Annotated in this window: 24 protein-coding genes and 1 tRNA gene; 12 read left to right on the forward strand and 13 right to left on the reverse strand. The window is 73.4% G+C overall.

Annotated elements, in window-relative coordinates:
• Positions 1–69 precede the first annotated feature (69 nt).
• Together ABD993_RS31270 and ABD993_RS31275 are read left to right on the forward strand one after the other, a co-directional pair.
• Entirely contained in the window at positions 70–534 is a 465-nt protein-coding gene (locus ABD993_RS31270) for a MarR family winged helix-turn-helix transcriptional regulator (RefSeq protein ID WP_345426412.1), read from the forward strand.
• Complete coding sequence (locus ABD993_RS31275; RefSeq protein WP_345426413.1) at positions 531–2126, forward strand: chloride channel protein; 1596 nt, start codon at positions 531–533, stop codon at positions 2124–2126. Before ABD993_RS31270 ends, ABD993_RS31275 begins: the two co-directional genes overlap by 4 nt.
• 174 nt (positions 2127–2300) lie before the next feature.
• Here the strand turns inward: ABD993_RS31275 and ABD993_RS31280 are convergent.
• The 6 genes from ABD993_RS31280 to ABD993_RS31305 form a co-directional block, all read right to left on the reverse strand.
• A tRNA-Ile gene (locus ABD993_RS31280) sits at positions 2301–2375 on the reverse strand.
• A gap of 157 nt (positions 2376–2532) precedes the next feature.
• Entirely contained in the window at positions 2533–2979 is a 447-nt protein-coding gene (locus tag ABD993_RS31285; protein ID WP_345426414.1) for an SRPBCC family protein, read from the reverse strand.
• A 1-nt stretch (position 2980) separates the two neighbouring features.
• Complete coding sequence (locus tag ABD993_RS31290) at positions 2981–3814, reverse strand: phosphoenolpyruvate hydrolase family protein (RefSeq protein ID WP_345426415.1); 834 nt, start codon at positions 3812–3814, stop codon at positions 2981–2983.
• Positions 3811–4950: a Tm-1-like ATP-binding domain-containing protein gene (locus ABD993_RS31295; protein WP_345426416.1), complete on the reverse strand. Its 1140-nt coding sequence runs from the start codon at positions 4948–4950 to the stop codon at positions 3811–3813. The genes ABD993_RS31290 and ABD993_RS31295 overlap by 4 nt, the downstream gene beginning before the upstream one ends.
• A 21-nt stretch (positions 4951–4971) precedes the next feature.
• Positions 4972–5226, reverse strand: a complete 255-nt coding sequence (locus ABD993_RS31300; protein ID WP_345426417.1) for a hypothetical protein — start codon at positions 5224–5226, stop codon at positions 4972–4974.
• Between the two features lie 110 nt (positions 5227–5336).
• Positions 5337–6653: a DoxX family membrane protein gene (locus ABD993_RS31305; protein ID WP_345426486.1), complete on the reverse strand. Its 1317-nt coding sequence runs from the start codon at positions 6651–6653 to the stop codon at positions 5337–5339.
• Between the two features lie 6 nt (positions 6654–6659).
• Here ABD993_RS31305 and ABD993_RS31310 point away from each other — a divergent pair, with 6 nt between their 5' ends.
• The 3 genes from ABD993_RS31310 to ABD993_RS31320 are packed head-to-tail and all read left to right on the forward strand — an operon-like array spanning position 6660 to position 9781.
• Positions 6660–7604 (forward strand): ROK family protein, encoded by a 945-nt coding sequence (locus tag ABD993_RS31310; RefSeq protein WP_345426418.1) that lies wholly within the window; start codon positions 6660–6662, stop codon positions 7602–7604.
• Between the two features lie 9 nt (positions 7605–7613).
• Entirely contained in the window at positions 7614–9242 is a 1629-nt protein-coding gene (locus ABD993_RS31315) for an alkaline phosphatase D family protein (protein WP_345426420.1), read from the forward strand.
• On the forward strand, positions 9239–9781 hold the full coding sequence (locus tag ABD993_RS31320; protein ID WP_345426422.1) for a GNAT family N-acetyltransferase: 543 nt from the start codon (positions 9239–9241) through the stop codon (positions 9779–9781). The genes ABD993_RS31315 and ABD993_RS31320 overlap by 4 nt, the downstream gene beginning before the upstream one ends.
• On the opposite strand, the gene ABD993_RS31325 is transcribed toward ABD993_RS31320, so the two are convergent.
• Both ABD993_RS31325 and ABD993_RS31330 read right to left on the reverse strand, forming a co-directional pair.
• Positions 9758–10426 (reverse strand): TetR/AcrR family transcriptional regulator, encoded by a 669-nt coding sequence (locus ABD993_RS31325; RefSeq protein ID WP_345426424.1) that lies wholly within the window; start codon positions 10424–10426, stop codon positions 9758–9760. The genes ABD993_RS31320 and ABD993_RS31325 overlap by 24 nt on opposite strands.
• Positions 10427–10466: 40 nt before the next feature.
• Positions 10467–11222, reverse strand: a complete 756-nt coding sequence (locus ABD993_RS31330; protein ID WP_345426426.1) for a maleylpyruvate isomerase family mycothiol-dependent enzyme — start codon at positions 11220–11222, stop codon at positions 10467–10469.
• A 51-nt stretch (positions 11223–11273) separates the two neighbouring features.
• On the opposite strand from ABD993_RS31330, the gene ABD993_RS31335 reads away from it, so the two are divergent.
• Positions 11274–11558: a hypothetical protein gene (locus ABD993_RS31335; RefSeq protein ID WP_345426427.1), complete on the forward strand. Its 285-nt coding sequence runs from the start codon at positions 11274–11276 to the stop codon at positions 11556–11558.
• A 249-nt stretch (positions 11559–11807) separates the two neighbouring features.
• Positions 11808–12749 (forward strand): serine/threonine-protein kinase, encoded by a 942-nt coding sequence (locus ABD993_RS31340; RefSeq protein ID WP_345426428.1) that lies wholly within the window; start codon positions 11808–11810, stop codon positions 12747–12749.
• A gap of 130 nt (positions 12750–12879) precedes the next feature.
• Here ABD993_RS31340 and ABD993_RS31345 read toward each other — a convergent pair whose 3' ends face one another.
• Complete coding sequence (locus ABD993_RS31345) at positions 12880–14106, reverse strand: MFS transporter (RefSeq protein ID WP_345426430.1); 1227 nt, start codon at positions 14104–14106, stop codon at positions 12880–12882.
• Positions 14107–14197: 91 nt separating this feature from the next.
• Here ABD993_RS31345 and ABD993_RS31350 point away from each other — a divergent pair, with 91 nt between their 5' ends.
• The 3 genes from ABD993_RS31350 to ABD993_RS31360 are packed head-to-tail and all read left to right on the forward strand — an operon-like array spanning position 14198 to position 17215.
• Positions 14198–15112: a LysR family transcriptional regulator gene (locus ABD993_RS31350; RefSeq protein ID WP_345426431.1), complete on the forward strand. Its 915-nt coding sequence runs from the start codon at positions 14198–14200 to the stop codon at positions 15110–15112.
• A 13-nt stretch (positions 15113–15125) separates the two neighbouring features.
• Positions 15126–15896, forward strand: a complete 771-nt coding sequence (locus ABD993_RS31355; protein ID WP_345426433.1) for a helical backbone metal receptor — start codon at positions 15126–15128, stop codon at positions 15894–15896.
• A gap of 23 nt (positions 15897–15919) precedes the next feature.
• The gene (locus ABD993_RS31360; protein WP_345426434.1) at positions 15920–17215 is read left to right on the forward strand and encodes a patatin-like phospholipase family protein; all 1296 of its coding nucleotides are present in this window, start codon (positions 15920–15922) and stop codon (positions 17213–17215) included.
• 65 nt (positions 17216–17280) lie between these two features.
• Here the strand turns inward: ABD993_RS31360 and ABD993_RS31365 are convergent, their stop codons facing one another.
• Genes ABD993_RS31365 through ABD993_RS31380 form a run of 4 tightly spaced genes read right to left on the reverse strand, consistent with a single transcriptional unit; the run spans position 17281 to position 22594 of the window.
• Positions 17281–17961, reverse strand: a complete 681-nt coding sequence (locus ABD993_RS31365) for a GOLPH3/VPS74 family protein (protein WP_345426435.1) — start codon at positions 17959–17961, stop codon at positions 17281–17283.
• 10 nt (positions 17962–17971) lie between these two features.
• Positions 17972–19531 (reverse strand): GMC family oxidoreductase, encoded by a 1560-nt coding sequence (locus tag ABD993_RS31370; RefSeq protein ID WP_345426436.1) that lies wholly within the window; start codon positions 19529–19531, stop codon positions 17972–17974.
• Complete coding sequence (locus tag ABD993_RS31375; protein ID WP_345426437.1) at positions 19532–21070, reverse strand: APC family permease; 1539 nt, start codon at positions 21068–21070, stop codon at positions 19532–19534.
• A 57-nt stretch (positions 21071–21127) separates the two neighbouring features.
• Positions 21128–22594 (reverse strand): aldehyde dehydrogenase family protein, encoded by a 1467-nt coding sequence (locus ABD993_RS31380; protein ID WP_345426438.1) that lies wholly within the window; start codon positions 22592–22594, stop codon positions 21128–21130.
• A 71-nt stretch (positions 22595–22665) separates the two neighbouring features.
• On the opposite strand from ABD993_RS31380, the gene ABD993_RS31385 reads away from it, so the two are divergent.
• On the forward strand, positions 22666–23445 hold the full coding sequence (locus tag ABD993_RS31385; RefSeq protein WP_345426439.1) for an IclR family transcriptional regulator: 780 nt from the start codon (positions 22666–22668) through the stop codon (positions 23443–23445).
• A 59-nt stretch (positions 23446–23504) separates the two neighbouring features.
• Positions 23505–24449, forward strand: coding sequence for a DUF808 domain-containing protein (locus ABD993_RS31390; protein ID WP_345426440.1), 945 nt, complete (start codon positions 23505–23507; stop codon positions 24447–24449).
• The last annotated feature ends 26 nt before the right edge of the window (positions 24450–24475 follow it).

Genomic DNA, 24475 nt, shown 5'->3' on the forward strand with positions numbered 1-24475 from the left:
GATCGGTGAAACCGCCGCCACCGGAACCACCGGCTCGCCGCAGGAATTGCACAGTGCAATGATGTCCCTGTGCAACGAGATCCCGAGGACGAGGTCGTCGACGCGGTGATGTCGGCGAGCCGCGCTCTGCTGGCGGTCGTCGCCCGATCCCTGGCGGCGGTCGACGAGGACGTCACCCTTCCCCAGTACCGGGCCCTGGTCGTGCTCGCCCAGCACGGGCCGCGCCGCCCGGTGGACCTGGCCGAGGCACTGGCGGTGACCCCGTCCACGGCGACCCGGATGTGCGACCGGCTCGTCGCGCGCGAACTGGCGGTGCGCGAGCGCGTCGCCGAGGACCGGCGCGAGGTGCGGGTCCTGCTCAGCGACCGCGGGCGCGACCTGGTCGACGAGGTGACCCGACGGCGCCGGACCGAGCTCGCCGGGCTGCTCGGCGCCCTGTCGGCGGCGCAGCGGAGCTCGGTCGTGCAGGCGCTGCGCACCTTCGCGGACGCCGCGGGCGAGGTCCCGGAGCCGGACTGGGCGGTGGTCGTGTGAGGGCCCTCGTCGGGCGGGCGCACCTCTGGCTGACCCGCCGCCGGTCCGGTCTCGTCGGTCTGGCGCTGATCATCGGGGCGGGCGCCGGGCTCGGTGCGGTCGTGTTCCGGTACCTGATCCTCGGCATCACCGACCTGGTCACCGGTCGGACCGACTACAGCGATGCCGGCCGCGTCGCGAGCCTGCACCTGCCCGCGCTCGGCCCGTGGTTCCTGCTGCTCGCCCCGGTGGTGGGCAGGCTGCTCTACGGGCCGCTGGTGTACCGGTTCGCCCCCGAGGCCCGCGGCCACGGGGTCCCCGAGGTGATGGTCGCGGTCGCCCGCAACGGCGGACGGATCCCGGCCCGGGTCGCCGCCGTCAAGTCGCTGGCCTCGGCGCTGTGCATCGGCACCGGAGGCTCGGTCGGCCGCGAGGGGCCGATCGTCCAGATCGGCTCGGCACTCGGCTCCTCGATCGGCCAGTGGCTTCGCGTCCCGGACCACCGGCTCAAGCTGATGGTGGCCTGCGGTGCGGCCGGTGGGATCTCGGCGACCTTCAACGCACCGGTCGCCGGGGTGTTCTTCGCCCTCGAGATCATCCTGCGCGCGTTCTCCGCGGAGGCGTTCGGCGTCGTGGTGATCTCCTCGGTCACCGCGAACGTGATCGCCCACGCGATCGTCGGCGACGACCACATCATCGCGCTGCCCGCCTACTCGCTGGGGTCCGCGGCCGAGCTCCCGCTCTACGCCCTGCTCGGGCTGCTCGCCGCGGTGGCAGGCTGGGGCTTCGCCCGAGTGCTCTACCTCGTCGAGGACCTCTGCGACCACCTCTGGCGCGGGCCGGAGTGGCTGCGCCCCGCCGCAGGCGGGCTGCTGCTCGGCGGGGTGCTCCTCGCGCTGCCGCAGATGTACGGGGTCGGCTACCCGGTGCTGGAGAAGGGCATCTCCGGCGGCTACGCGATCGGGTTCCTGCTGGTGTTGCTCGTCGGGAAGATGCTGGCCACCAGCCTGACGATCGGCATCGGCGGCTCGGGCGGGGTGTTCGCCCCGTCGTTGTTCGTCGGCGGCATGCTCGGCACGGCGTTCGGGATCGTCGCCCAGGCGATGTTCCCCGGCCTCGGCCTGTCGCCGGGAGCGTTCGGGTTGGTCGGGATGGCGGCGGTGTTCGCCGCGGCGAGCCACGCACCGATCGCCGCGGTGCTGATCGTGTTCGAGCTGACCGGCCAGTACTCGATCATCCTGCCGCTCATGGCCGCCGTCGCCCTGGCGACGGGGCTCAGCCACCTGATCTCGCGCGACACCATCTACACCCTGAAGCTGCTGCGCCGCGGCGTCGACATCGACGCGGACTCCCGCGCCGACGGGCTCCTGCGCGCTCTCACCGTCGGCCAGGCCATGAGACCCGTCCCCGACTCGGTCACGGCCGAGACCCTGGCGGGGGACGCCGTCCGGCTTCCGACCGTCCTGGCCGGCGACTCGCTGCACGACGCGCTGCGGGCTCTGGGTCGCCACGAGACCACCGGCCTGCCCGTCCTCGCCCGGCCGGGCGGGGAGCTCGTGGGCTGGATCGACCACCGCGACGTCCTCGGCGCGTACGGACGGGCCGCGGTGTGAGGGGTCCCGCACCACCCCGACCGCGATCTGTCGCTGGACAGGACCCACGACCTCGTCGACCTCGCCCGAGCGGGCGACCCGGACGACGACGTGTGCCGCCGGCAGAGCGCGGCGGTGTCGTGTCACGCGTGGCTGCATGGTTCCTCGCAACCCACGTGGTCGCAGTGCGGAGGGTGGGGCAGGTGGGGCTCGAACCCACGACCTGACGGATTATGAGTCCGCTGCTCTGACCAGCTGAGCTACTGCCCCCTCCGAGACGCGCGGACGGGGGTCGCCCGTCAGCGCCGCTCGGGTCGGCTGCGACGGCGGCGATCCGAGATCGCCGCCGCCGTGCCCGACGCGGCGATCGTATCGGCCGCTCCCGGGACCACCCGACGGAGGAGCGGAGAGGTGCCCCTCGACATCCTCACCCCGTCGAGCTGACGGCCTTGCGCAGGCCCGCGATCCCGCCGGCGTACACGCCGTCGGCGAAGGTGGCGTTCAGCTCCTCCTCGCGGTCGCCGTCCGTGTCGTAGTCGCACCACCACTCCACGAAGGACTCGTCGGTGTCGGTCACCGGCGCGACCCGGACCGTCGAGACGTACCGGCGGACGTCGAACGGGTTCGCGCCGGTGAAGGTGTAGGTGAGGGTGTGGTCGGCGTCGTCGAGGTGGATGAGCTTCTCGTCGAAGGGGTCGCCGCCGTCGGCGAGGGTCAGCCGACGGACCGCACCGACCTGGCCGTCCACCCCCTCGGTGATCTCGCTGTGCCCGATGGCGGGCAGGAACGTGGGCAGGCCGTTCCAGGCCCGGACCAGTGCCCAGACCTTCTCGACGGGCGCGTTGACGACTCCACTGGCGTACGGACGCGGCATGTCACTCCTTGTGCAGGGCGTTCTTGAAAGCCCTGGTCTGCTCGACCAGGGCGGTCTCGGTGGGCAGGCGCTCCATCGAGGAGGCGCCGTAGAAGCCGTGGCACGCCGCCGTGCGGGCGAGGACGTACGCGGCGTCCTCCGGCATCGCGATGGGGCCGCCGTGGCAGAGCACGAGCACGTCGTCCCGTTCCGCCAGCGCGGCCGCGGCCCAGGAGTCGATCAGCGCGACGCAGTCGTCCAGCGTCTTCGCCGTCTCCGCCCCGATCGAGCCGCCGGTCGTGAGGCCCATGTGGCACACGACGATGTCCGCGCCGGCTCGGGTCATCGCGCGGGCGTCCTCGGCCGAGAACACGTACGGCGTGGTCAGCAGGTCGTGGGCGCGCGCGGCGGCGACGAGGTCGACCTCCAGCCCGTAGCCCATCCCGGTCTCCTCGAGGTTGGCGCGGAAGACCCCGTCGATCAGCCCGACGGTCGGGAAGTTCTGGATCCCGGAGAACCCCAGGTCCGCGAGCTCGCGCAGGAACCGGTCGGTGAGCATGAAGGGGTCCGTGCCGTTGACGCCGGCGAGCACCGGGGTGTGCCGGACGACGGGCAGCACCTCGGCCGCCATCTCCACGACGATGTCGTTGGCGTTGCCGTAGGCGAGCAGCCCGGCCAGCGACCCGCGCCCAGCCATCCGGTACCGGCCGGAGTTGTAGAGCACGATGAGGTCGATCCCGCCGGCCTCCTCGCACTTCGCGGACAGCCCGGTGCCCGCTCCCCCGCCGACGATCGGCTCGCCGCGCGCGGCCATGTCGGCGAAGCGCTCCCTCAGCTCGGACCGGGCGAACCTCATGCGGTGACCTCCCGCCACGCGGCCACGACCGCATCGGCGAACTCGGGATCGTTGATCGCCGCCGGGACCCGCCGGACGACGCCGGTCGGCTCCAGCGCGGCCAGCAGCGCCTCGTCCGCCGCCGGATCGTGGAACGGGGCGCCCGCGACGTCCAGCAGCGAGACGCCGCCGGTCGGGAACAGCAGGACGGCGGGGCCGGTGAACGTGGCGATCTTGCGGGCCAGGAACTCGCCGACCGCGGTGTTCTCCTCCGGCGTGGTCCGCATCAGCGTGACCTGCGGGTTGTGCGGGTAGAGCAGGCGACCGGCGAACCGTGAGGGCACGTCGGCACCGAAGTTGACCATGTCCACCGCGCCCACCGAACCGACCCAGGGCACCCCCGTGCGTGCGATCGCATCCAGCCGGTCCACCCCCGCCGCCATCACGCCGCCGACGAGCAGGTCCGCGATCTCGGTGGTGGTGAGGTCCAGGACCGAGGACACGAGCCCGTCGTCGACGAGCTTCTCCATGGCCCTGCCGCCGGTCCCGGTGGCGTGGAAGACCAGCGGGTCCACCTCGCCGCGGATCCGCTCGACGACCGCGGTGACCAGCGGCGTCGTCACGCCGAACATGGTCAGGCCCACGGCGGGTTTGTCCTCCTCGACCGGGACCGGGTGGGTGAGGGCACCGACGAGCATGTGCGCGGCGTTGCCCAGCACCCGTCGGGAGATCCGGTTGAGCCCGGCGACGTCGGTGACCGAGTAGAGCATCGCGATGTCCGACGCGCCGACGTACGGCGCCGTGTCCCCGGACGCGACGGTCGAGACCATCACCTTCGGCACGCCGACGGGCAGCGCTCGCATCGCCGGGGTGACCAGCGCGGTCCCGCCGGAGCCGCCGAGCCCGAGCACCCCGCCGACGTCCTGCGTCGGCAGCCAGCGCTCCAACGCCCGCGCCATGGTCGCGACGGCCTCGCCGCGGTCCGCGGAGAGCCCGCCCGCGAGGTCCGCCGGGGTCACGTCGGCCGACGAGGGCCCGCCGGAGGTGGAGACGTCCACCGAGACCACGTCCACGCCCGCGGCGCGCACCAGCTCCGCGACGTGGCGCAGCTCCGCGCCCTTGGTGTCGTGCGTGCCGATCACGAACGCAGGACCCATGCGCGCAGTCCTACCGCAGGATCACTCCTCGCGCAGCCGGTACTCCCCTCCATGACCTGCCACTTCGTAGAGGTCGTAGAGGTGGACGATCTTGGGGCCGCCGTGCAGGTGGACGTGCCGGATCACCGCGGGGGCCGCGGACTCCGCCGGGCGGGTACGCACGCGACCATCCAACGGACCGCCCACGAACCAGTAGGTGTCCTTGTCGCGCGCCTCGGCGGGGGGCGCCTGCGTGGCGACCCAGTCCGCCCAGTCCTCCTCGGTGGCTCCGGCCATCGGGCCACCGTACGGACCGCACCGGGGCGCCCGCAGCGTCGGGCATCTCACCCCGACACACGACTCGGCCCGCCGCCCGGGCACGGGGACGGCGGGCCGAGTGGGGAGGATCAGGGCGCGACGGCCTTGGCGGCGCGCTTGCGGGCGTCCCGGACGATTCCGTCGACGGCCTTGGAACCGGCGTCCGCGGCGACCGAGGCACGCTCGGCGACGTCGCCACCGAGCTTGACGGCCTGCTCCGAGGCCTGCGCGGCGAGCGCGGACAGCTGGTCGACGTAGCCGGGGGCCTGCTTGCGGGCCTTCTTCGCGGCCTTGCGGGCGGACTTCTCCCACTCGGCGCGCTTCTTCTCCGCGGCCTTCTCGAGGGCGGCGCGGGTCCTCACCGCGTTCGCGGCCCACTCGTCGCCCTTCTTGTCGGCAAGCTTCTCCCAGGCCTTGCCGCGCCGGTCCAGCTCCTTCTGCCAGGCCGCGCTGCGCTTGTCGACCTCCTTCTGGAGGGCCGCACCCCGCTGCTCGGCCTTCTGCGCGGCCTTCTGCGCGGCCTTCTGTGCACGCTTCGACAGGTCCTGGCCGACGACCGCGGCCTGGCCCGACGCGGCGGCACCCAGGGTGGCGGCGACCGCGCCCAGCTCGCTCGCGCGGTCCGAGGCGACGGCGCCCCAGGTCGACGCCCTGTCCGAGGCCGCGGCGCCGAGCTCGGCGGCGCGGGCCTTCACGACGGGCGCCTTGTCCGCGATCGTCTCGCTGATCGACTCGGTGAGCGCGGAGGCCTTGCCCGCCAGGTCGGAGCCCGTCGACGAGCTCGTCCCGCCCAGCCCGGAGACCAGGCCGGAGACGGACTCGCCTGCGTGGGACACGGTGTCGGACAGCGCGTCCGCGCGGGCCGCGATCGCGGCCGACGCGGCCTCGGCGGCCTTGCGGGTCCGCCAGGCGGCCGACGGCTTGCCGTGGGTGTCCGCGGCGGCGATCATCAGCCCGCCGAGCAGGCTGACGTTCTTCAGGAAGTGGATCTGCTGGGCCGCCTTGGTGTCGGGGTCCGACTCCTCCCAGAAGCGGTGTCCGGCCAGTGTGGTCGGGATGAGGGTGGCGGCGAGCAGGGCCGACGAGGTCCGCGGGAGCTTCCCGAGCGCGAGCAGGGTGCCCGCCCCGATCTTGACCGCGGCCTCGGCCTTGACCAGGGTCTCGTTGTCCGGGCGCTTGTCCAGCGGGGACAGCTCCACGGCCTTGTCGATGGCGGGGGCGGCGTAGTCGAGGACCGGCTTCGCGGCATCGGTGTGCGCCTGGGGTTGACGCAGTGTGTTGACGCCACCGGAGATGAACACAGCGGCCAGCATGGGTCGGGCCACACGACGCAACAGAGGCATGAGGCGGCTTTCCCCACGCCGGGAAACGGCAAACCTCCACCTGGCGCGGAGGTCTGGAATCATGCCGTCGTGGCGAGACACGCGATCGGGCTGGACATCGGTGGGACCAAGGTGGCGGGCGCCGTCGTGGCCGAGGACGGGACCGTGGTCGCGGAGCTGACCGAGCCGACCCCCCAGACGTCGGACGCCGCCACGATGACGGCCCTGCTGCTGCGGATGACCGAGGCGCTGCGGGAGAAGAGCTCCGAGGTGACGGCGGTCGGCGTCGGGGCTGCCGGGACGGTGGAGTGGCCGAGCGGGCGGATCCTCTGGGCGCCGAACAACGAGTACCGCGACTGGAACATCCGCGCCGAGCTGGAGGACGCGACGGGCCTGCCCGCCGTCGTCGACAACGACGCGAACGTGGCCGGGCTGGCCGAGGCGCTGCTCGGCGACACCCTCTACCGCGAGATGATCCTGATCACCGTGGGCACCGGCGTGGGCAGCGGGATCGTGCTCGGCGGGCAGATCTACCGGGGCCCGCACGGGTTCGGGGCCGAGCTGGGGCACATCGTCGTCGACCCGAACGGGCCGCCCTGTGGCTGCGGCAAGCGGGGCTGCCTCGAGGCCCTCGCGTCGGGCACGGCGCTGACCCGCACCGGGCGCGAGGCCGCGGCGGCGGACCCGGACGGGCTCATCGCCAGTCTGGCCCGTGAGCGTGGGGTGCCGGTGACCGGCCAGCTCGTCACGGAGGCGGCGCAGCAGGGCGACCCGGTGGCCGTCGAGCTGTTCCAGACCCTCGCCCGCTGGCTCGGAATCGGCATCGCGACGATGACGACGATCTTCGAGCTGGACGCCGTGGTGATCGGCGGCGGCGTGGTGGACACCGGTGACCTGTTGCTCACCCCCGCCCGCGAGGCCGCGACAGAGTTCGCCTACGCCCCGCAGGTCCGGCCGCTGCCGCCGGTGCTGCCCAGCTCGTTCGGCAGCGACGCCGGGAAGATCGGGGCCGCGCTGCTCGCCCTCGCGCACTAGCGTGACGACGTGACACTGCTCCTCGGCCCCGTCCTGCGCCACGTCGGCGAGACCACCGCGACGGTCTGGGTCCAGACCGCCGCCGCCGCGACCGTCGAGGTGCTGGGCTGCTCCGCCCGCACGTTCGAAGTCTGCGGGCACCACTACGCGGTGGTGCCGGTGACGGGCCTGGAGCCGGACAGCCGGATCCCCTACGAGGTGCGGGTGGACGGCGAGCTCGGCTGGCCGCTGCCGCACAGCCCGTTCCCGGCCAGCGTGATCCCCACCCGCGGCCCGCGGAGCGCGGGGACGGGGCGGATCCTGTTCGGCTCCTGCCGGTACGTGAAGGTCGCGGACCGCAGGACGGCGGCGCAGTACGGCATCGACGCGCTGGACGCCTACGCCGCCCGGATGGCGGGCACCCCGCCGGAGGAGTGGCCCACCGCCCTCCTGCTGCTCGGCGACCAGGTCTACGCGGACGAGCTGACGCCGCAGACCCGCCGTCGGATCGCGGGGCGGGTGGACCGGCCGACCGAGTGGCCGGACGACGAGATCGTGGGCTACGACGAGTACGTCGGTCTCTACCGGGACTCGTGGATCGACCCGGAGATCCGCTGGATCCTCTCCACCGTCCCCACCGCGATGATCTTCGACGACCACGACGTCCGGGACGACTGGAACACCTCGGCCGCGTGGCGTCGGGAGATGGCCGCGACCAGCTGGTGGCAGGACCGCATCCGGTCGGCGCTGGGCTCGTACTGGGTGTACCAGCACCTGGGCAACCTCTCGCCGGAGGAGCTGGCGGCGGACCCGGACTGGCAGAAGATGCAGGGCGCGGAGGCAGACGTCTGGCCGCAGCTCGTCGAGCTCGCCGACCGGGCGGACGCCGAGGTCGACGGTGAGAAGGGCGTCCGGTTCAGCTTCCGCTGGGACATGGGCCGCACCCGGCTGGTGATGATCGACTCCCGGAACGGCCGCATCCTCGACGACGGCGCGCACCTCATGCTCGGCGAGACCGAGTTCTCCTGGGTGGAGGAGCAGGCCACGGCCCCCGGGGAGGTCGACCACCTGCTGCTGGGCACCTCCGTGCCCTGGCTGCTGGCACCCGCGCTGGGTGACCTGGAGACCGTCAACGAGGCCGCGGCGACGAAGCCGGGCCTGCTCGGCCGGTGGGGCGAGACGATCCGCCAGGCCGCCGACATGGAGCACTGGCCCGCCTTCCGGACGTCCTTCGACCGGCTCACCACGCTCGTCCGCCGGGCCGCCGAGTCGGGCCCCGCGACCGTCAGCGTATTGTCCGGTGACGTGCACCACAGTTACGCGGCGCGGGCCACCCTGCCCGACAGTCCCGCGGGCGCCGCGCAGGTCCACCAGCTGGTGTGCTCGCCGGTCCACAACCAGGTGCCCCCGGCGATCCGGGTGGCGTTCCGGCTCGCCTGGTCGCGTCCGGCGGCGCGGTGGGCCCGCGCCTGGGCCGCGCACAACGGCGCCCCGCCCGCCGAGGCGAGCTGGACCAAGCTCGGCGGTCCGCTGTTCGGCAACCACATCGCGACCCTGCTCGTCCACGGCAGGCGCGCGGACGTCGTGTTCGAGAAGCCCCGCTCGGCCTCGTCCCTGACCGAGCAGGCGCGCTACCCCCTCACCGTGGAGGACACATGAGCTCGTTGGGCCACGCGCTGCGCGAGGAGACGACGGACGACTCCGGCGCCCTGGCGGGCCAGACCGTCGTGCTGCGGCCGACCGAACCGCGGCACGCCGAGGAGTTCCTGGCGGTCCTGACCGAGCCCGAGGTCGCGCGCTGGTGGCCGGACTACGACCTCGACCGGGTCCGCCGGGAGCTGCTCGGGCCGCAGGTCTTCGCGATCGAGGCGTTCCGCGAGACCGTCGGCCTGATCATGTTCGACGAGGACGAGGACCCGCAGTACCGGCACGCAGGCGTGGACGTGGCCCTCGCCCCGCGGGTGCACGGCCAGGGCCTGGGCGCTGACGCCGTGCGCACGCTGGCCCGCCACCTGTTCCACGACCGCGGCCACCACCGCATCGTCATCGACCCCGCCGCCGACAACGTCAAGGCGATCCGCAGCTACGAGCGCGTCGGGTTCCGACGCGTGGGGGTGCTGCGGGAGTACGAGCGCGGCACCGACGGCACCTGGCACGACGGGCTGCTGATGGACCTACTGGTCGGCGAGCTGCGCTAGCCCGTTCACGAGGAGCTCGAGGCCGAAGCGGAACCGCTCCTCGTCCGAGCCCTCGGCGATCAGCGGCAGGACGGCGACCACGGTGGGGAACCGCTCGGCGGGCAGCCGGGCGACCAGCTCCGCCAGCTCGCCCGCGTGGTGGCGGCCGGGCTCGCGGCCCAACTCACGCCTGCGCCCCTCGGTGGCCCCCTCGACCGCGCTCGCCGCGACGTAGAGGCCCACGACGTCGACCGCCCAGGCGATCGACCGGTCCGGCACCCCGCCCATCCGCAGCAGCCGCATGGTCACCTCGGTGACGGCCGCGGCGTGCGGCCCGGCAGGCGCGGCGCCCAGCGAGGCACGCGCGATGTCCCGGTAGCGCAGCAGCGTGGAGCGGGTGTCCACCCAGAGCCGGGTGACCTGCTCCCGCCAGCGCGCGGGATCCGGCTCCGGCAGCGGGATCTCGGCGGCCACCTCGTCGAACAGCAGGCCGACGAGCTGCTCCTTGTGCGCGACGTGCGCGTACAGGGTGGCCGGGCCGGTGCCGAGCTCGGTGGCGAGCCTGCGCATCGACAGGCCCTCGACGCCGTCCTTGCGCAGCACGTCCATCGCCGTCTCCACGATCACCTCGCGGGAGAGCGGCCGACGGAGCGGTTCCCTGGACACGTTCTCCATGCTAATGCGCGGGTCCGACGATTTCGCGCCGTCAGAACGGTGTCGCGTCCAGGAATGCCGAGACGGCCTTCTCCTCCCCGAACACCGCCAGCCGCGGATCGGCCAGCGGGACCCGGCGCAGCAGGGCGAGGTAGAGCAGCGCGGCGGGCCCGCGGACGGCCGCGGTGCCCTTCGCGTGGCCCGGCTCCCAGGCGATCCCGGTGTCCGTGGGGCGGATCGTCCACTCCCCGTCGACGTCCGTGGCGTGCAGGTGGAGTGTGACGTCCGCGGGCAGCATCTCGGCGGGCCGCGCGGCGAGCAGGTCCAGCCATTCGGACAGCCCGTCGGCGCCGAGCTCCGGGGCCAGGTCGACCTCCCGGCCGAGGGCCAGCTGCGCGTCGGCGAGGTGGGCGGTCTCCTCGTGCAGTCGGCGGCGGATCCACCAGGCGGCGGGCTTCGGGCCGGTGAAGGTCCAGACCGGGACCTCCGGCCCGGTCGCGTCGACGGCGTCGGGCACGGCCCGGGCGCTCGCCCGCAGCCAGGCCACGATGCCGTCGAGGTCCGCGGGCGGTTTGCCCCCCGGGACCTCGCGCGGGTCGAGGACCTCGGTCGCCCGGGTGGCGACCATCGTCGCGGCCCAGCGGTGTCCGCGGCCGACGTGGCGCAGCAGCTTCGTGAGGTCCCATCCGGGGCAGGTGGGGACGGGGGTGGCGTGGTCGGCGGTGGCGACGAGCTCGGCCAGCCGGGCGTTCTCGGCGACGAGGGCGTCTCGGACAGCGTCGTCGGAAAGGCCGTCGGAGAGGGTCATGGGACGCACTCTGCCGGCATGAACCGGCCGCGGACGGGGTAAACGCCGAGCATGGCGGCGGAACATCGGGAATGGACACATCACGGTCCGGGACGGGCGCTGCTCTGGTGGCCGTTCCTGTCCTTCGGGACCATGGCCGTCTTCCCGGACGCGGGGATCGCCCCGATCGTCGCCACCGGCGCCGCCCTCGCGGTGCTCGGGCTGGTCGCCGCGCTCGCCGCGCGGGTGCTCCGCCGCCGGATCCTGCTGCACCGGGCCGCGACCCGGCCCGCGGCGCTCCCCGCCACGGCCGCCGCGACCGTGATCGACGTCGAGCCGACCACCCGCGCCGCCTGATACCCCGAACGGGTGCCCTGCCGCACCTCCGGCCGCGGTCGCCCTTTGTCGCCTGTGACGGACGGTCCGCAGACGGACCCCTCCCCCGCGGCGAACGGCCCGGACCGGACGTCGCAGCCATCCGCCGGTTCGGCGCGGCCGAGACACCGTCCGGAGTGCCCGGGCGCGTCACACAGGGGAGGATCGGGGACATGGGGGATGTAGGGGGCGTTCGGCGCGGGGGGATCCGATGACGGGCGGGTGGTCGCCGTGAGTGCCGCGCCGCTCGAGGCGTCGGCGCCCGAGGCGGGCAGACACGCCGCGCCCGCCACCGCGCCGGACGGACCCGCGCCGCTGGGCGCGGGCGCGGAGATCGCGCCGGGCTACACCGTCGTGCAGCACCTGCGCCGGGGCGAGGACTACGACACCTACGACGCGTGGAGCCACGTCCACCACTGCCACACCGTCGCGAAGGTGCTCCGGCCGGACCTGGTCGGCGACCCGCGGACCCGCCGGGCCCTGCTGCGCGAGGCCAAGCTGCTGCGGTCGCTGCGCCACCCGTACATCGTGCGGCTGCTGGACCTGGTCTCCGAGCGCGGACCGGCGCCGGTACTCGTCCTGGAGTCGCTGCCCGGCGGCACGCTGTCGGACGCGATCGAGAGCTACGGCCGCTTCCCCGAGACCGCGCTGGCCCACCTCGGCCAGCAGCTCGGCTCGGCCCTGCGCTACCTGCACGAACGCGGCCGGGTGCACTGCGACGTCAAGCCCAGCAACATCGTGGTGAGCGCGGGGGTCACCCGGGTGATCGACCTGGCGCTCGCCCGGGCCCCCGGGCCCGCACCCGCCGAGGTCGGCAGCGCCCGGTACATGGCGCCCGAGCAGATCCTGGGCGGCACGGTCACCCCCGCCACGGACGTCTGGGCGGTCGGCGTGGTCCTGCACGAGGCCGCGGCCGGCGTCCGCCCGTTCCCGGACGGCGTCGAGGACCGCGAGGCCACGGGCTCGCACAGCATCTCCCGCACCGACTCCACGCACCCCGGCGCCGACCTCGCCCGGATCTACCCGCAGCTGCTCAAGGCCGCCCCGCGGCTGCGGTCCCGCCGCAGGCTGCCCGTCCGCGTGGCCAGCGTGCTCGACGGGTGTCTGCTCACCGATCCCACCGCCCGCCCCACCCTCGCCGAGGTGCACGCGGCCCTGGACACGCTGCTGTAGCCCTGCCGGATCGGCGGCCCGACTCGACCCGCCACCCACCCCTCCCCCCACCTCGGCCGGGTCGCGGCGCGCGACGGCGACCGGGGGGGGCACTGCGCGAGACGTCCCCGCCGACCGGCGTCACCCGGTCCTAGTGGGTCGCCGGGGTCGGGATGCGGCGCAGCCGCAGGGCCAGGGCGAGGGCGCCGAGCAGCAGGGCGGAGGTGTAGCCGACCACGCCCAGCCACCCGGCGTGGTCGAAGGCCACCCCGCCCAGGCTCCCGCCGATGCTGCTACCCGCGTAGTAGCCGAACAGGTAGAGCGAGGACGCGATCGCCGGCGAGCCGCCCACCAGCATCGACGACCGCCGCCCCACCCAGCTGCTGGCCAGCGAGTGCCCCGCGAAGAACCCGACGGTCACCAGGATCAGCCCGGCGAGGACCGTCGGGAGCCGGTCCGGCGCCGTCAGCCAGGCCCCCGCGACGGCGATCGCGATGCCGACCCACATGACCCGACGGCGACCGAACCGGTCCCCCAGCCGACCGGCGGCCGTCGAGGCGTAGGACCCGAACAGGTACCCGAGGAAGATCAGCGCGACGAGCGCGGCGGGCAGCGAGAAGGGCGCCGCGAGCAGCCGGAAGCCGAGGAAGTTGTAGACGCTCACGAACGCGCCCATCAGCAGGAACGCGATGCCGAACAGGCGGAGCAGCCCCGGGTCGCGCAGGTGCCGCAGGATCGGACGCCCGATCTCGCGCAGCCGCACCGGCGGCGCCGCGGGGGCGAGGGAGGGCGGCAGCAGCAGCCGGAAGGCGACCGTGCACGCCAGCGACACCAGGCCGATCACCAGCAGGGCGACCCGCCATCCGGCCAGGTCGGCGACCGCGGTCGCGATCATCCGCCCGGACAGCCCGCCGATGGTGTTGCCCGCGATCAGCAGCCCCACCGCGCCGCCGAGGTGCCGCGCCGCGACCTCGCGAGTCACATGGGACATCGCCAACGCGGGCAGCGCGGCGAGCGCGACCCCCTGCAGCGCCCGGATCCCCACGAGCACCGCGAAGGTCGGGGCCAGCGGCGCGAGCAGGCCGAGCAGGGCGGAGGCGGCGAGCGCCGCCGTCATCACCCGGGCCCGGCCCCACGACTCGGCGACCGCGGACAGCGGCACGATCGCCAGCGCCAGCGTCAGCGTCGTGGCCGACAGCGCGAGGCTCGAGGTGCCGGAGGAGACCCCGAACTCGGCGGCGAGCGTGGGCAGCAGCCCCTGCACCGCGTAGACCAGCACGAACGTCGCGAGACCGGTGCACCACATGGCGAGGCCCAGCCGTCGGTACCCGGGGGTGCCGCGTTCATGGCTGATCGGGGTCTCCGCGGTCGTTGTCATCGCCAAGCACCGTACGAGCCACGGCGTCATGCGTCCAATGCATCTGTGGCAGTGCAATGATGCAGAAATGGATGCAGAAATGGATGTGGAGATGGATGAGGACACCGTGCTGGCCGCACTGGCACCCCGGCTCCGCTGGTTCGTGGCGGTGGGGCGCGCGGAGCACGTCACGCACGCGGCGGACGACCTCGGTGTGCCCCAGTCCACCCTGTCCCGCGGCATCGCCCGCCTCGAGGCCGAGATCGGGACGCCGCTGTTCGCGCGCTCCGGGCGGTCCGTCCGACTCACCCGCGAGGGCCGGGCGCTGCTCCGGCACGCCGAACGCGCCCTGGCCGAGCTGGCCACCGGTGCCCACGAGCTGGCGGGGGACGTCGACGGCGTGCGGGGCCGGGTCACGCTCGCCTTCCTGCCCACGCTGGGGACCGAGGTCGTCCCGCGGCTGGTCCGCGAGTTCCGCGCGGTGCGGCCCGGGATCCGGTTCGACCTGCTGCAGGCGCCCCATCACACACTGCTGCAGTGGGTCCGCGAGGGCGACGCCGATCTCGCTCTCACCTCGCCGCTGCCGGACGAGGCGGCGTTCGCCGCGGACCCGCTGGGCGAGGAGGAGCTGCGGCTCGCGGTCCCGGCCGACCATCCGCTGGCCGCGGCGCCCGCCGTCGCGCTGGGCGACGCGGCGGGTGAGCGGTTCGTCGGCTACCTCCCCGGCAACGGGCTGCGCGCCTCGATCGACCGCTGGTGCCGCGAGGCAGGCTTCACCCCGCGACTGGCCTTCGAGTCGGCCGACTCCGCCACGGTCCGCGGGTTCGTCGGGGCGGGCCTGGGGGTGGCGCTGGTGCCGGTGTCGCACCACGGGCCGCCGCCCGGCGTCGTCGAGCTGCCGGTGACGTCCCCGCGCACGGTCCGGGTGATCGGCCTGGTCCGCTCCCGGGAGCGGCGGACCGGTGCGCCCGCCCGGGCGCTGCGGGAGTTCGTGCTCGGCCGCTCGGCACCGTTGTTCGCGACGTGAGAGCGTGGTGGACATGGTGAGCGGCTCAGTGGTCGACGACGAGGGCACCCGGATCGCGCTGCCGGAGCGGGTCGGGCGGGTCGTCTCGCTCGTCCCCTCGCTGACGGAGGCGGTCGCGGCCACGGACCGCACGCTGCTCGTCGGCGCGACGGACTGGTGCACCCATCCCGCGGACCTGGACGTCCCGCGGATCCGGGGGACGAAGAACCCGGACGTCGAGGCGATCGTCGGGCTGGAGCCCGACCTGGTGCTGGCCAACCAGGAGGAGAACAGGCCCGCCGACCTCGCGCGGCTGCGCGAGGCCGGGCTCGCGGTGTACGTCACCGACATCCGGACCGTCGACGGCGGGCTGGACTCGTTGGGGCGCATGCTCGCCGCCTGCGGGCTCACCTCGGTCCCGTGGCTGGACGAGGCGCGCTCGCTGTGGTCCTTCCCCGAGCCCGCGCAGCGGCGGCGGGCGGTCGTGCCGATCTGGCGCAAGCCGTGGATGGCCTGCGGCTCGGACACCTTCACCGGGGCCGTGCTCGCCCGGCTGGGGATCGACAACGTGCTCGCCGACTCCCCCGAGCGCTACCCGCGGTTCGACCCGGCGGAGCTGCCCGCGCACGATCTCGTCGTGCTGCCCGACGAGCCGTACCTGTTCACCGCCGAGGACGGGCCGGAGGCGTTCGCCGCGCCGTCGGTGCTGGTCAGCGGCCGGTTGCTGACCTGGTACGGGCCGTCGCTGGTGGAGGCGGCCACGGTGTTGCCGCGTGCCTTCGGTCTCTCCGCAACGCGCCGTTGACCTCGGCGGGGTAGACACGTCCCGTGACCGAATCCCGGCGTCCGCGCCGCGTCGCCATCGCCTGCCAGGGCGGCGGCAGCCACACCGCGTTCACCGCCGGGGTCCTCGGCGGGCTGCTCGAGTCCGAGGAGCTGTCCCGCTACGAGATCGTCGGGCTGTCCGGCACGTCCGGCGGCGCGATCTGCGCGCTGCTCGGGTGGCAGGCGCTGCGCGCCGGGGAGCGCGCGCGAGCGGGTGCGGCGCTCGAGCGGTTCTGGATGGACAACGCCGCCAGCGGGCCGCTCGACAAGCTGGCCAACGCCTGGCTCGTCTCCGCGGGCGTGCTGCAGAACCTCGACGTGCTGCCCGGGGTCAGTCCGTACGCGATCCCGGCCGCCTTCGGCGGGGCGGACGCCTTCCGCGCGCTGCTGTCCCGGCACGTCGACTTCGACTCGATCACCGCCGACCTGGACCGCGAGCACCCGCTGCTCGTCCTCGGCGCGGTCGACGTGCTGTCCGGCCGCTTCCGCGCCTTCGACAGCCACCGCGACCGCATCACCCCGGACAGCGTGCTGGCCTCGGCCGCGATCCCCAACCTCTTCCGCGCCGTCCGCACGGACGGGGGCACCTACTGGGACGGGCTGTTCTCCCAGAACCCGCCGGTCCGCGACCTGCTCGACGTCGAGCCGGACGAGATCTGGGTCATCCAGATCAACCCGACGGCGATGGACCGCGAGCCGCGCTCGCTGGTCCAGATCGCCGACCGCCGCAACGAGCTGGCGGGCAACCTCTCGCTCTACCAGGAGCTGGGGTTCATCGAGGAGGTCGACCGGCTGCTGGACGAGGGCAGGCTCCAGCCGGGCGGCCCGTTCCGGCACGTCGTGGTCCGGGTCCTGGAGCTGCCGCGCCGGGTCCTCCCCCGGCGCCTGGGCCCCGCGTCCAAGCTGAACCGCGACCCGCGGTTCCTGCGCAGGCTGATCAAGGAGGGCCGGGCGCAGGTGGACCGGTTCGTCGGCGCGCTGGCCTTCGAGCGGGCGTTCGCCGCCCGGGACGCCGAGGGCCTCCTGGCACTGGCCGCGCCCGGGGCGGCGTTGATCTCCGAGCCCCCGTTCCCGCCGTTCGACGGCGGCGAGCGCGATCCCGAGAAGCTGCACGGCTTCGTCACCGAGCTGCTCGGTCGAGACATCCGCATCGACTCCTCCCGCAAGCAGATCGCCCAGGACCGCGTCACCTGGACCATGCGCCTGACCAGCGGCGGTCGGGCCGAGGAGTGCGTGGCGGAGGCGGACTTCCAGGGCAGGCGGATCACGAGGATCCGCCTGGCCCGCCGCCGCTCCTGACCCCCGCTGTCCGACACGCGGGCCGACCGTGGGGCTTCGTGTGTCGGGAGTGGGGGACATCCGGGTCAGGAGCCGGCGCCCGCACTGCCGGACGCGGCGACGGCGGCGATGGTGGCCATGATCGCCGCCTCGGCCGCCTTGACGCTCGCGGCCACGGCGTCGTTGAGGGGCTCCTCCTCGGTGAAGGCCTTGGCGCGCCTGCGGGCCGCCTTGCGCTCCGGCCCCTCGACGAAGCGGTTGAGCAGCTGCGAGACCGCGAGCAGGGAGGCCAGGAGCTTCGTGTCCTCGGTCGGGGCGAGGTCTCGGCCGGTCAGCGCGTCGACGACCACCCGCTCGAGCGGGCGCACCACCTCGTCCCCGGTCTCGGTGCGCGGGAACTTCTTCTGTGTGAAGCCGAGGAACCGGGACCGGCCGTCCGAGACCAGACCCTTCTCGGCGAGCGCGACGCCGATCCGCTCCTGCAGCGCCAGCTTCCGCGGCAGGACCTCGACCCAGCGCCGCGCCTTGCGCGCCTTCGGGTCGGACTCGATGAGCGCCAGGGCCTCGCGGTGCGGCGGGTCGGCGGGGCCGGGGGCGTCCTCCCGGCTCACCCGCCCGTCGACGACCCGGATGCAGCCGCGCCGCGCCAGCCCGATGAGGACCGCCCCGCCCAGCGCCGCGTCGATCCCGTACGTCGCCCGGTCCCGGCCCGTGGTCGGGTTGCGGGACAACAGGAACACCTTCTCCTCGAGCGTCAGCTCCGCCACCCGCGGAAGCCTACGCAGAGCGGAGCAGGTCCGCGCACTTCTCCCCCACCATCATCGTGGTGATGTTCGGGTTGATCGCGGGCAGGAACGGCAGCACGCTCGCGTCCGCCACCCGCAGCCCGTCGACCCCCCGGACCCGCAGCTGCGGGTCCAGCGGGGCCAGCGGATCCGTCGGCGGACCCATCTTCACCGTGCAGGCCGGGTGGTAGACGGTGTTGTGGGTCCTGACGATGTAGTCGGCCAGCTCGTCGTCCGTCACCGCGTCGGGGCCCGGGGTCAGCTCCCGGGTGATCCACTCCTTCAGCGCGGGCTGCTCGGCGATCCGCCGCGCCAGCCGGATGCCCTCGGTCATCACGCGCATGTCGTGCCCGTCCGGGTCGGTGAAGTACCGCGGATCCACCCGCGCCCGGTCCCGGAAGTCCCTGCTGCGCAGCCGGACCGTGCCCCGCGACCGCCCGCGGGTGACGTTCGGGGTGAGGCAGAAGCCGTTGTCCGTGGTCGGGTAGCCCCAGCGGACCGTGTTGAGGTCGAAGGGCACGGAGCCGTAGTGCATCATCAGGTCCGGCCGGTCCAGGCCCGGCTCGGTGCGGTGGAACAGCCCGATCTCCCACCACTGCGTGGAGCGGGTGACCATCGGCCGCGCCGCGTCCCACATGACCAGGCCCTCGACGTGGTCGTCCAGGTTGGAGCCGACGCCGGGAGCGTCGACGAGGACGTCGATCCCGAAGTCCCGCAGGTGGTCCGCGGGCCCGATGCCGGAGAGCATGAGCAGCTTGGGGGTGTCGATCGAGCCCGCGGAGAGGATCACCTCGCGGCCCGCCGAGACGACGCGTCTGCCGGGTCCGATGCCCTCCTGGTACTCCACGCCGGTGGCCCGGGTCCCGGCGAAGAGCACGCGGGACGCCCAGCAGTCCGTCAACACCGTGAGGTTGGGCCGCGAGCCCATGACCGGGTGCAGGTAGCTGACCGACGCCGATGCGCGCGTCCCGTCGGGCAGGGAGTTGATCTGGAAGAACCCCGCGCCCTCGGTGATCGTGACGCCCTCGTTGAACCGCACCGTCGGCAGCCCGACGCCCGCGCACGCCTCCAGCAGCGCGACGCCGCACGGGTCGTCCGGCGGGATCTGCATGAGGTTCACCGGTCCGGTGCGGCCGTGGCCGTGGTGGGCGGGTCCACGCCATTGCCCGTCGTTCGTCTCCAGGCGCTGGATGAGCGGCCAGCAGGAGTCGGCGGACCAGCCGTCGCACCCCAGGGACGCCCACTCGTCCAGGTCCTCGCGCGGGGTCCAGAAGGCGATGCACGAGTTGTGCGACGAGCACCCGCCGAGCACCTTCGCGCGGGCGTGCCGCAGGAACGAGTTGCCGTGCTCCTGCGGCTCGACGAGGTAGTCCCAGTCGTAGCCGGAGTCCAGCAGGAACATCCAGTCCTCGAGGCGCAGGATCGCGGGATCGCCCACGTCGGACGGCCCGGCCTCGAGCAGACACACGGTCACCGAGGGGTCCTCGGAGAGCCGCGCGGCGAGCGCGCAGCCCGCCGACCCGCCCCCGACCACGACGTAGTCGAACTGCATCTACGGAGCCTCCTGCTCGATCCGCGTCGCCACGTGCTCGGGCAGCGTCCCGAGCGTGTGCCGTCCCTTGAGCCGGAACCACGCCAGCCCGACCAGGGCGACCGCGCCGATGAAGAGGAAGGCGATCCAGCTCAGCACGCCCTCGCCGTACACCTCGGTGCGCGGCCACGCCAGGTTGATCGCCATCGCCGCACCCCACAACACCGCGACCACGTTGACGGGCAGGCCGAGCCCGCGCATCGAGAAGTACCGCCGGTCGGTCCTGGGGCCGGGGTACTCACCGCGCAGACGCTTCACCAGCATCGGCACCGTGACCAGCAGGTACGCCAGGTAGATCATGATCACGGCGACGCTGGTGACGGCGGTGAAGATCGCCGGGGTGCCGATGTTGACGGCCAGGATCAGGACCGCGACCACCCCGATCAGGATGGCGGGGATGACGGGCGTCTTGCGCTTGGGGTCGATCCTGGCCAGGCGGGCGCCCGCGGGCAGCGCGTTGTCGCGGGCCATGGCGAACATCAGCCGGATGCCCGCGGTGTGCACGGCGAGCGCACACACGGTGATCGCGACGACGATGCAGACCAGGAACACCTTGCCCAGGGGCCCGCCGAGCGCCTGCAGCACGATCAGCTGCAGCCCGCCGGAGGTCTTGCCGAGCTCCGGGTCGTCGAGGTTCGGCGCGGCCATGATGCTGAACAGCAGGATCAGCCCGCCGATCACGAACGAGGCGATGACGGCCCGCAGGATCGCCGTCGGCGCCGTCCTGCGGGGGTCGACGGTCTCCTCGCCGAGCGAGCTTGCGGTGTCGAAGCCGTACATCACGTAGGCCGAGGCGATGGCTGCGACGAGGAACACCCCGAAGTACCCGCCCGGCTGCCCGGCCCCGATGTCCTTGGTGTCGAAGAAGACCGACGGCGGGTTCACGATGTTGAACGCGAGGATGACCACCAGCAGGACCGCCGCGATGAGCTCGATGAACACCCCCGCCGAGTTGATCCGGGCCATCAGCTTCACGCCGAACGCGTTGACCATCGTGGTGAACAGGATCAGGATCGCGCCCCAGATCACCGCGCTGTACCCGAAGTCCGTGTCCCCCGTGCCGTCCCCGACGAGCTGGAAGCCGGACCAGAGCTGCGGCAGCGTGACCTGGTAGGCGAGCACCACCGCGGCCAGGGTGACCACGGACGCGGTGAACATCATCCACCCGGCCAGCCAGGAGACCGTCGGGCCCGCGAGGCGCTTGGACCAGTTGTAGACCGAGCCCGCCACCGGGTAGCGCCCCGCGAGCTCGGCGAAGCAGAGCGCCACCGTGAGCTGCCCGACGAACACCATCGGCCAGGACCACCAGTACACCGGCCCGCCGAGGCCGAAGCCGAAGTAGAACAGCTGGAAGGTGCCGGTGAGGATCGAGATGTAGCTGACGCCCGCCGCGAAGCTGGCGAACCTGCCGATCGATCTCTCCAGCGACTGGGTGTACCCGAACTCGGTGAGCCCGTGGTCGGACTCCCGGCCGCCCTGGTCGTCGTCGGTCGTGCTCATCGCCGGGTACCTCCGCGTGCTGGAAGGGGCCGTGCTGGAACCGTGCTGGACGAGCGGTCAGCCCTTGAACCACCGCTGGGGCTCTGGTGCCGTGTTCTGCCAGACGTGCTTGGTCTCCTGGTACTCGTGCAGTCCCGCGTAGCCCAGCTCGCGCCCGTTGCCCGAGCGCTTCATCCCGCCCCACTCCGCGCCGGGCACGTACGGGTGGTAGTCGTTGATCCACACGGTGCCGTGGCGCAGCGCGGCCGCGACCCGCTGCGCGCGCCCCATGTCCCGGGTGAACACCGCACCCGCCAGGCCGTACTCGGTGTCGTTGCCCAGCTCGATCGCCTCGGCCTCGGTGGTGAACCGCTCCACGGTGAGGATCGGGCCGAACGTCTCCTCCCGGATCACCCGGGACTCCCGGGTCACGCCGGTGATCACCGTGGGTAGGTAGAAGAAGCCCTTCTGCAGAGCGGGGTCCGACGGTCGCGCACCGCCGCAGACGATCGTCGCACCCTCCTCCCGGGCACTCGCCACGAAGCCCTCGATCTTGGCGCGGTGGGCCTCGGAGACCATCGGGCCGACCTCGACGCCCTCCTCCAGTCCGTTCCCCAACCGGATCCTGGCGGCTCGTGCGGCGACCTCGGCCACCAGCGCGTCGGCGAGGGAGTCCTCGACGATCAGCCGCGCGCCCGCCGAGCAGACCTGCCCGGAGTGCAGGAAGACGGCGAGCATCGCGTAGTCCACGGCGAGCTCGAAGTCCGTGTCCGCGAAGATGATGTTGGGGTTCTTGCCGCCCAGCTCCACCGCGGTGCGCTTCACCGTCTCCGCCGAGGCCCGGATGATCGCCTTCCCCGTGGCGAGCCCGCCGGTGAAGCTCACCATGTCGACGTCCGGGTGCTCGGTCAGCGGGGCGCCGACCGTCGGCCCGTCCCCCAACACGATGTTCACCACGCCCGGCGGGACCCCGGCCTCCGCGCACAGCCTCACGAGCACGATCGACGTCAGCGGGGTGACCTCGCTCGGCTTGATCACCATGGTGTTGCCCGCGGCGAGGGCGGGCGCGACCTTCCAGGACAGCTGCAGCAGCGGGTAGTTCCAGGGCGTGACGAGCGCACAGACCCCGACGGGCTCGTGCACCACCCGGCTGACGACGGCCGGTTGCCCGGTCTCGACCAGGCGGCCTGCGTCCTTGTCCGCGAGGTCCGCGTAGAACCGGAACACCGCGACGACGTCGTCCACGTCGATCCGGCTCTCGACCAGCGTCTTGCCGGTGTCGAGGGTCTCGGTGTGCGCGATCTCCTCCTTGTCCCGCACGAGGAGGTCCGCGATCCGGCGGAGCAGCGCACCGCGTTCCGGCGCCTCGACCGACCGCCAGGGCCCGCCGTCGAAGGCGCGGCGCGCGGCGGCCACCGCCCGGTCCACGTCCGCGGCGCCCGCCTGGTCCACGGTGCGCACCACGGAGGCGTCGTACGGGTTCACGACCTGCGCGGATCCTCCGGAGCCGGAGGTCCACTCGCCGTCGATGAAGAGGTCGGGCACGCGGAGGAGAGTCCTCCCGATCATGCTTCGGGGTCAAGCGCCGACATCGGATGGCTGCGTATAGTTTCGCCATGAGCAACACGGAGCGCAGCCGTGACGGGGGCGTGCAGTCCGTGGATCGCGCCATCACCGTGTTGGAGATCCTGGCGCGCCGCGGCGAGGCGGGCGTCAGCGAGGTCGCGGCGGAGCTGGACGTGCACAAGTCCACCGCCTTCCGGCTGCTCGGTGCGTTGGAGGAGCGCGGGCTCGTGGAGCAGGCCGCGGACCGCGGGAAGTACACCCTCGGCTTCGGGCTGATCCCACTGGCCGGGGCGGTCTCCGGGCGGCTGGACGTCACGCGGATGGGTCGCGAGGCGTGCGAGCGGCTGGCCCTGGAGTTCGGCGAGACCGTGAACATCGCGGTGCTGCAGGCGCCGTGGGCGGTGAACGTGCACCAGGCCCGCGGGCCGTCGACGGTGTTGTCCTACAACTGGATCGGCCGGATCACCCCGCTGCACTGCACGTCGAGCGGCAAGGCGCTGATCGCCTGGCTGGAGGCCGCCGACCTCGGCCCGATCCTCAAGGACCTGGAGCTGGAGCGCTTCACCGGGCGGACGCTGGACAGCCGGAACGCACTGGAGACGGAGCTGGAGCAGGTGCGCGACCGCGGGTACGCCACCGTCGTCGAGGAGTACGAGACCGGCCTCAACGCCGTCGCCGCGCCGATCCGCGACCAGACCGGCGGCGTGGTCGCGGCCCTCTCCCTCGCCGGGCCGAGCTACCGCCTCCCCCCGGAGCGCCTCGAGACCCTGGCCCCCACCGTCGTGGACGCGTCCGCGGAGATCAGCCGCCGGCTGGGGTGGTGGGAATGAGGAGCATCGGGACATCCACCCCGTAAGCTCCGTTTCGTGACGATTCCGGAGCCGCCGCGGTGAGCGGCCTGTTCGCGCTGCTGGACGACGTCGCGGCGCTCGTGCGGATCACCGCCGCGTCGCTGGACGACATCGCGGGCGCGGCCGGGCGGGCGGGCGCCAAGGCGGCCGGGGTGGTCGTGGACGACGCGGCCGTCACCCCGCGCTACGTCCAGGGCCTCGAACCCGAGCGCGAGCTGAGCATCATCCGCCGGATCGCGGTCGGGTCGCTGCGCAACAAGCTGCTGTTCATCGTGCCCGTGGCCCTGCTCCTGAGCTGGCTCGCGCCGTGGCTGCTCACGCCGATCCTCATGGTCGGCGGGCTGTACCTCTGCTTCGAGGGCGCGGAGAAGATCTGGGAGAAGCTCTCGGGGCACGAGCCCGCGCCGGAGGAGCAGAACGCCGAGGCCGCCGCGGACCCCGCCGGGCACGAGCGGAAGGTCGTCTCCGGCGCCGTGCGGACCGACTTCATCCTCTCCGCCGAGATCATGGTCATCGCGCTCAACGAGGTCGCCTCGGAGGCGTTCCTCGCCCGCGCGATCATCCTCGTGCTGGTCGCCATCGGGATCACCGCGCTCGTCTACGGCGTCGTCGCCCTGATCGTGAAGATGGACGACCTCGGACTGGTCCTGGCCCGGCGCGAGTCCGGCGCGGTGAGCGCGCTGGGCCGCGGGCTGGTGCGGGCCATGCCGATCGTGCTGGCCGTGCTGTCGGCCGTCGGCGTCGTCGCGATGCTGTGGGTCGGCGGGCACATCCTGCTGGTCGGGGTCGACGAGCTGGGATTCCACCCGCCGTACGGGTTCGTCCACCACGTCGAGCTGCTGGTGCAGGACGCCACGGGCCCGTTGGGCGGGTTCCTCGGCTGGCTCATCAACACCGCCCTCTCCGCCGTGGTCGGCGCGGTGGTCGGCGCGCTCGTCGTGGCCGTCGCCCACCTCCTCCCGAAGCGCCGCGCCCACGCCTGATCCCGGCTGAGGTCAGCACCAGCGCT

This window comes from Pseudonocardia xishanensis (genome assembly GCF_039541715.1).
GTDB classification, from domain to species: Bacteria; Actinomycetota; Actinomycetes; order Mycobacteriales; family Pseudonocardiaceae; genus Pseudonocardia; species Pseudonocardia xishanensis.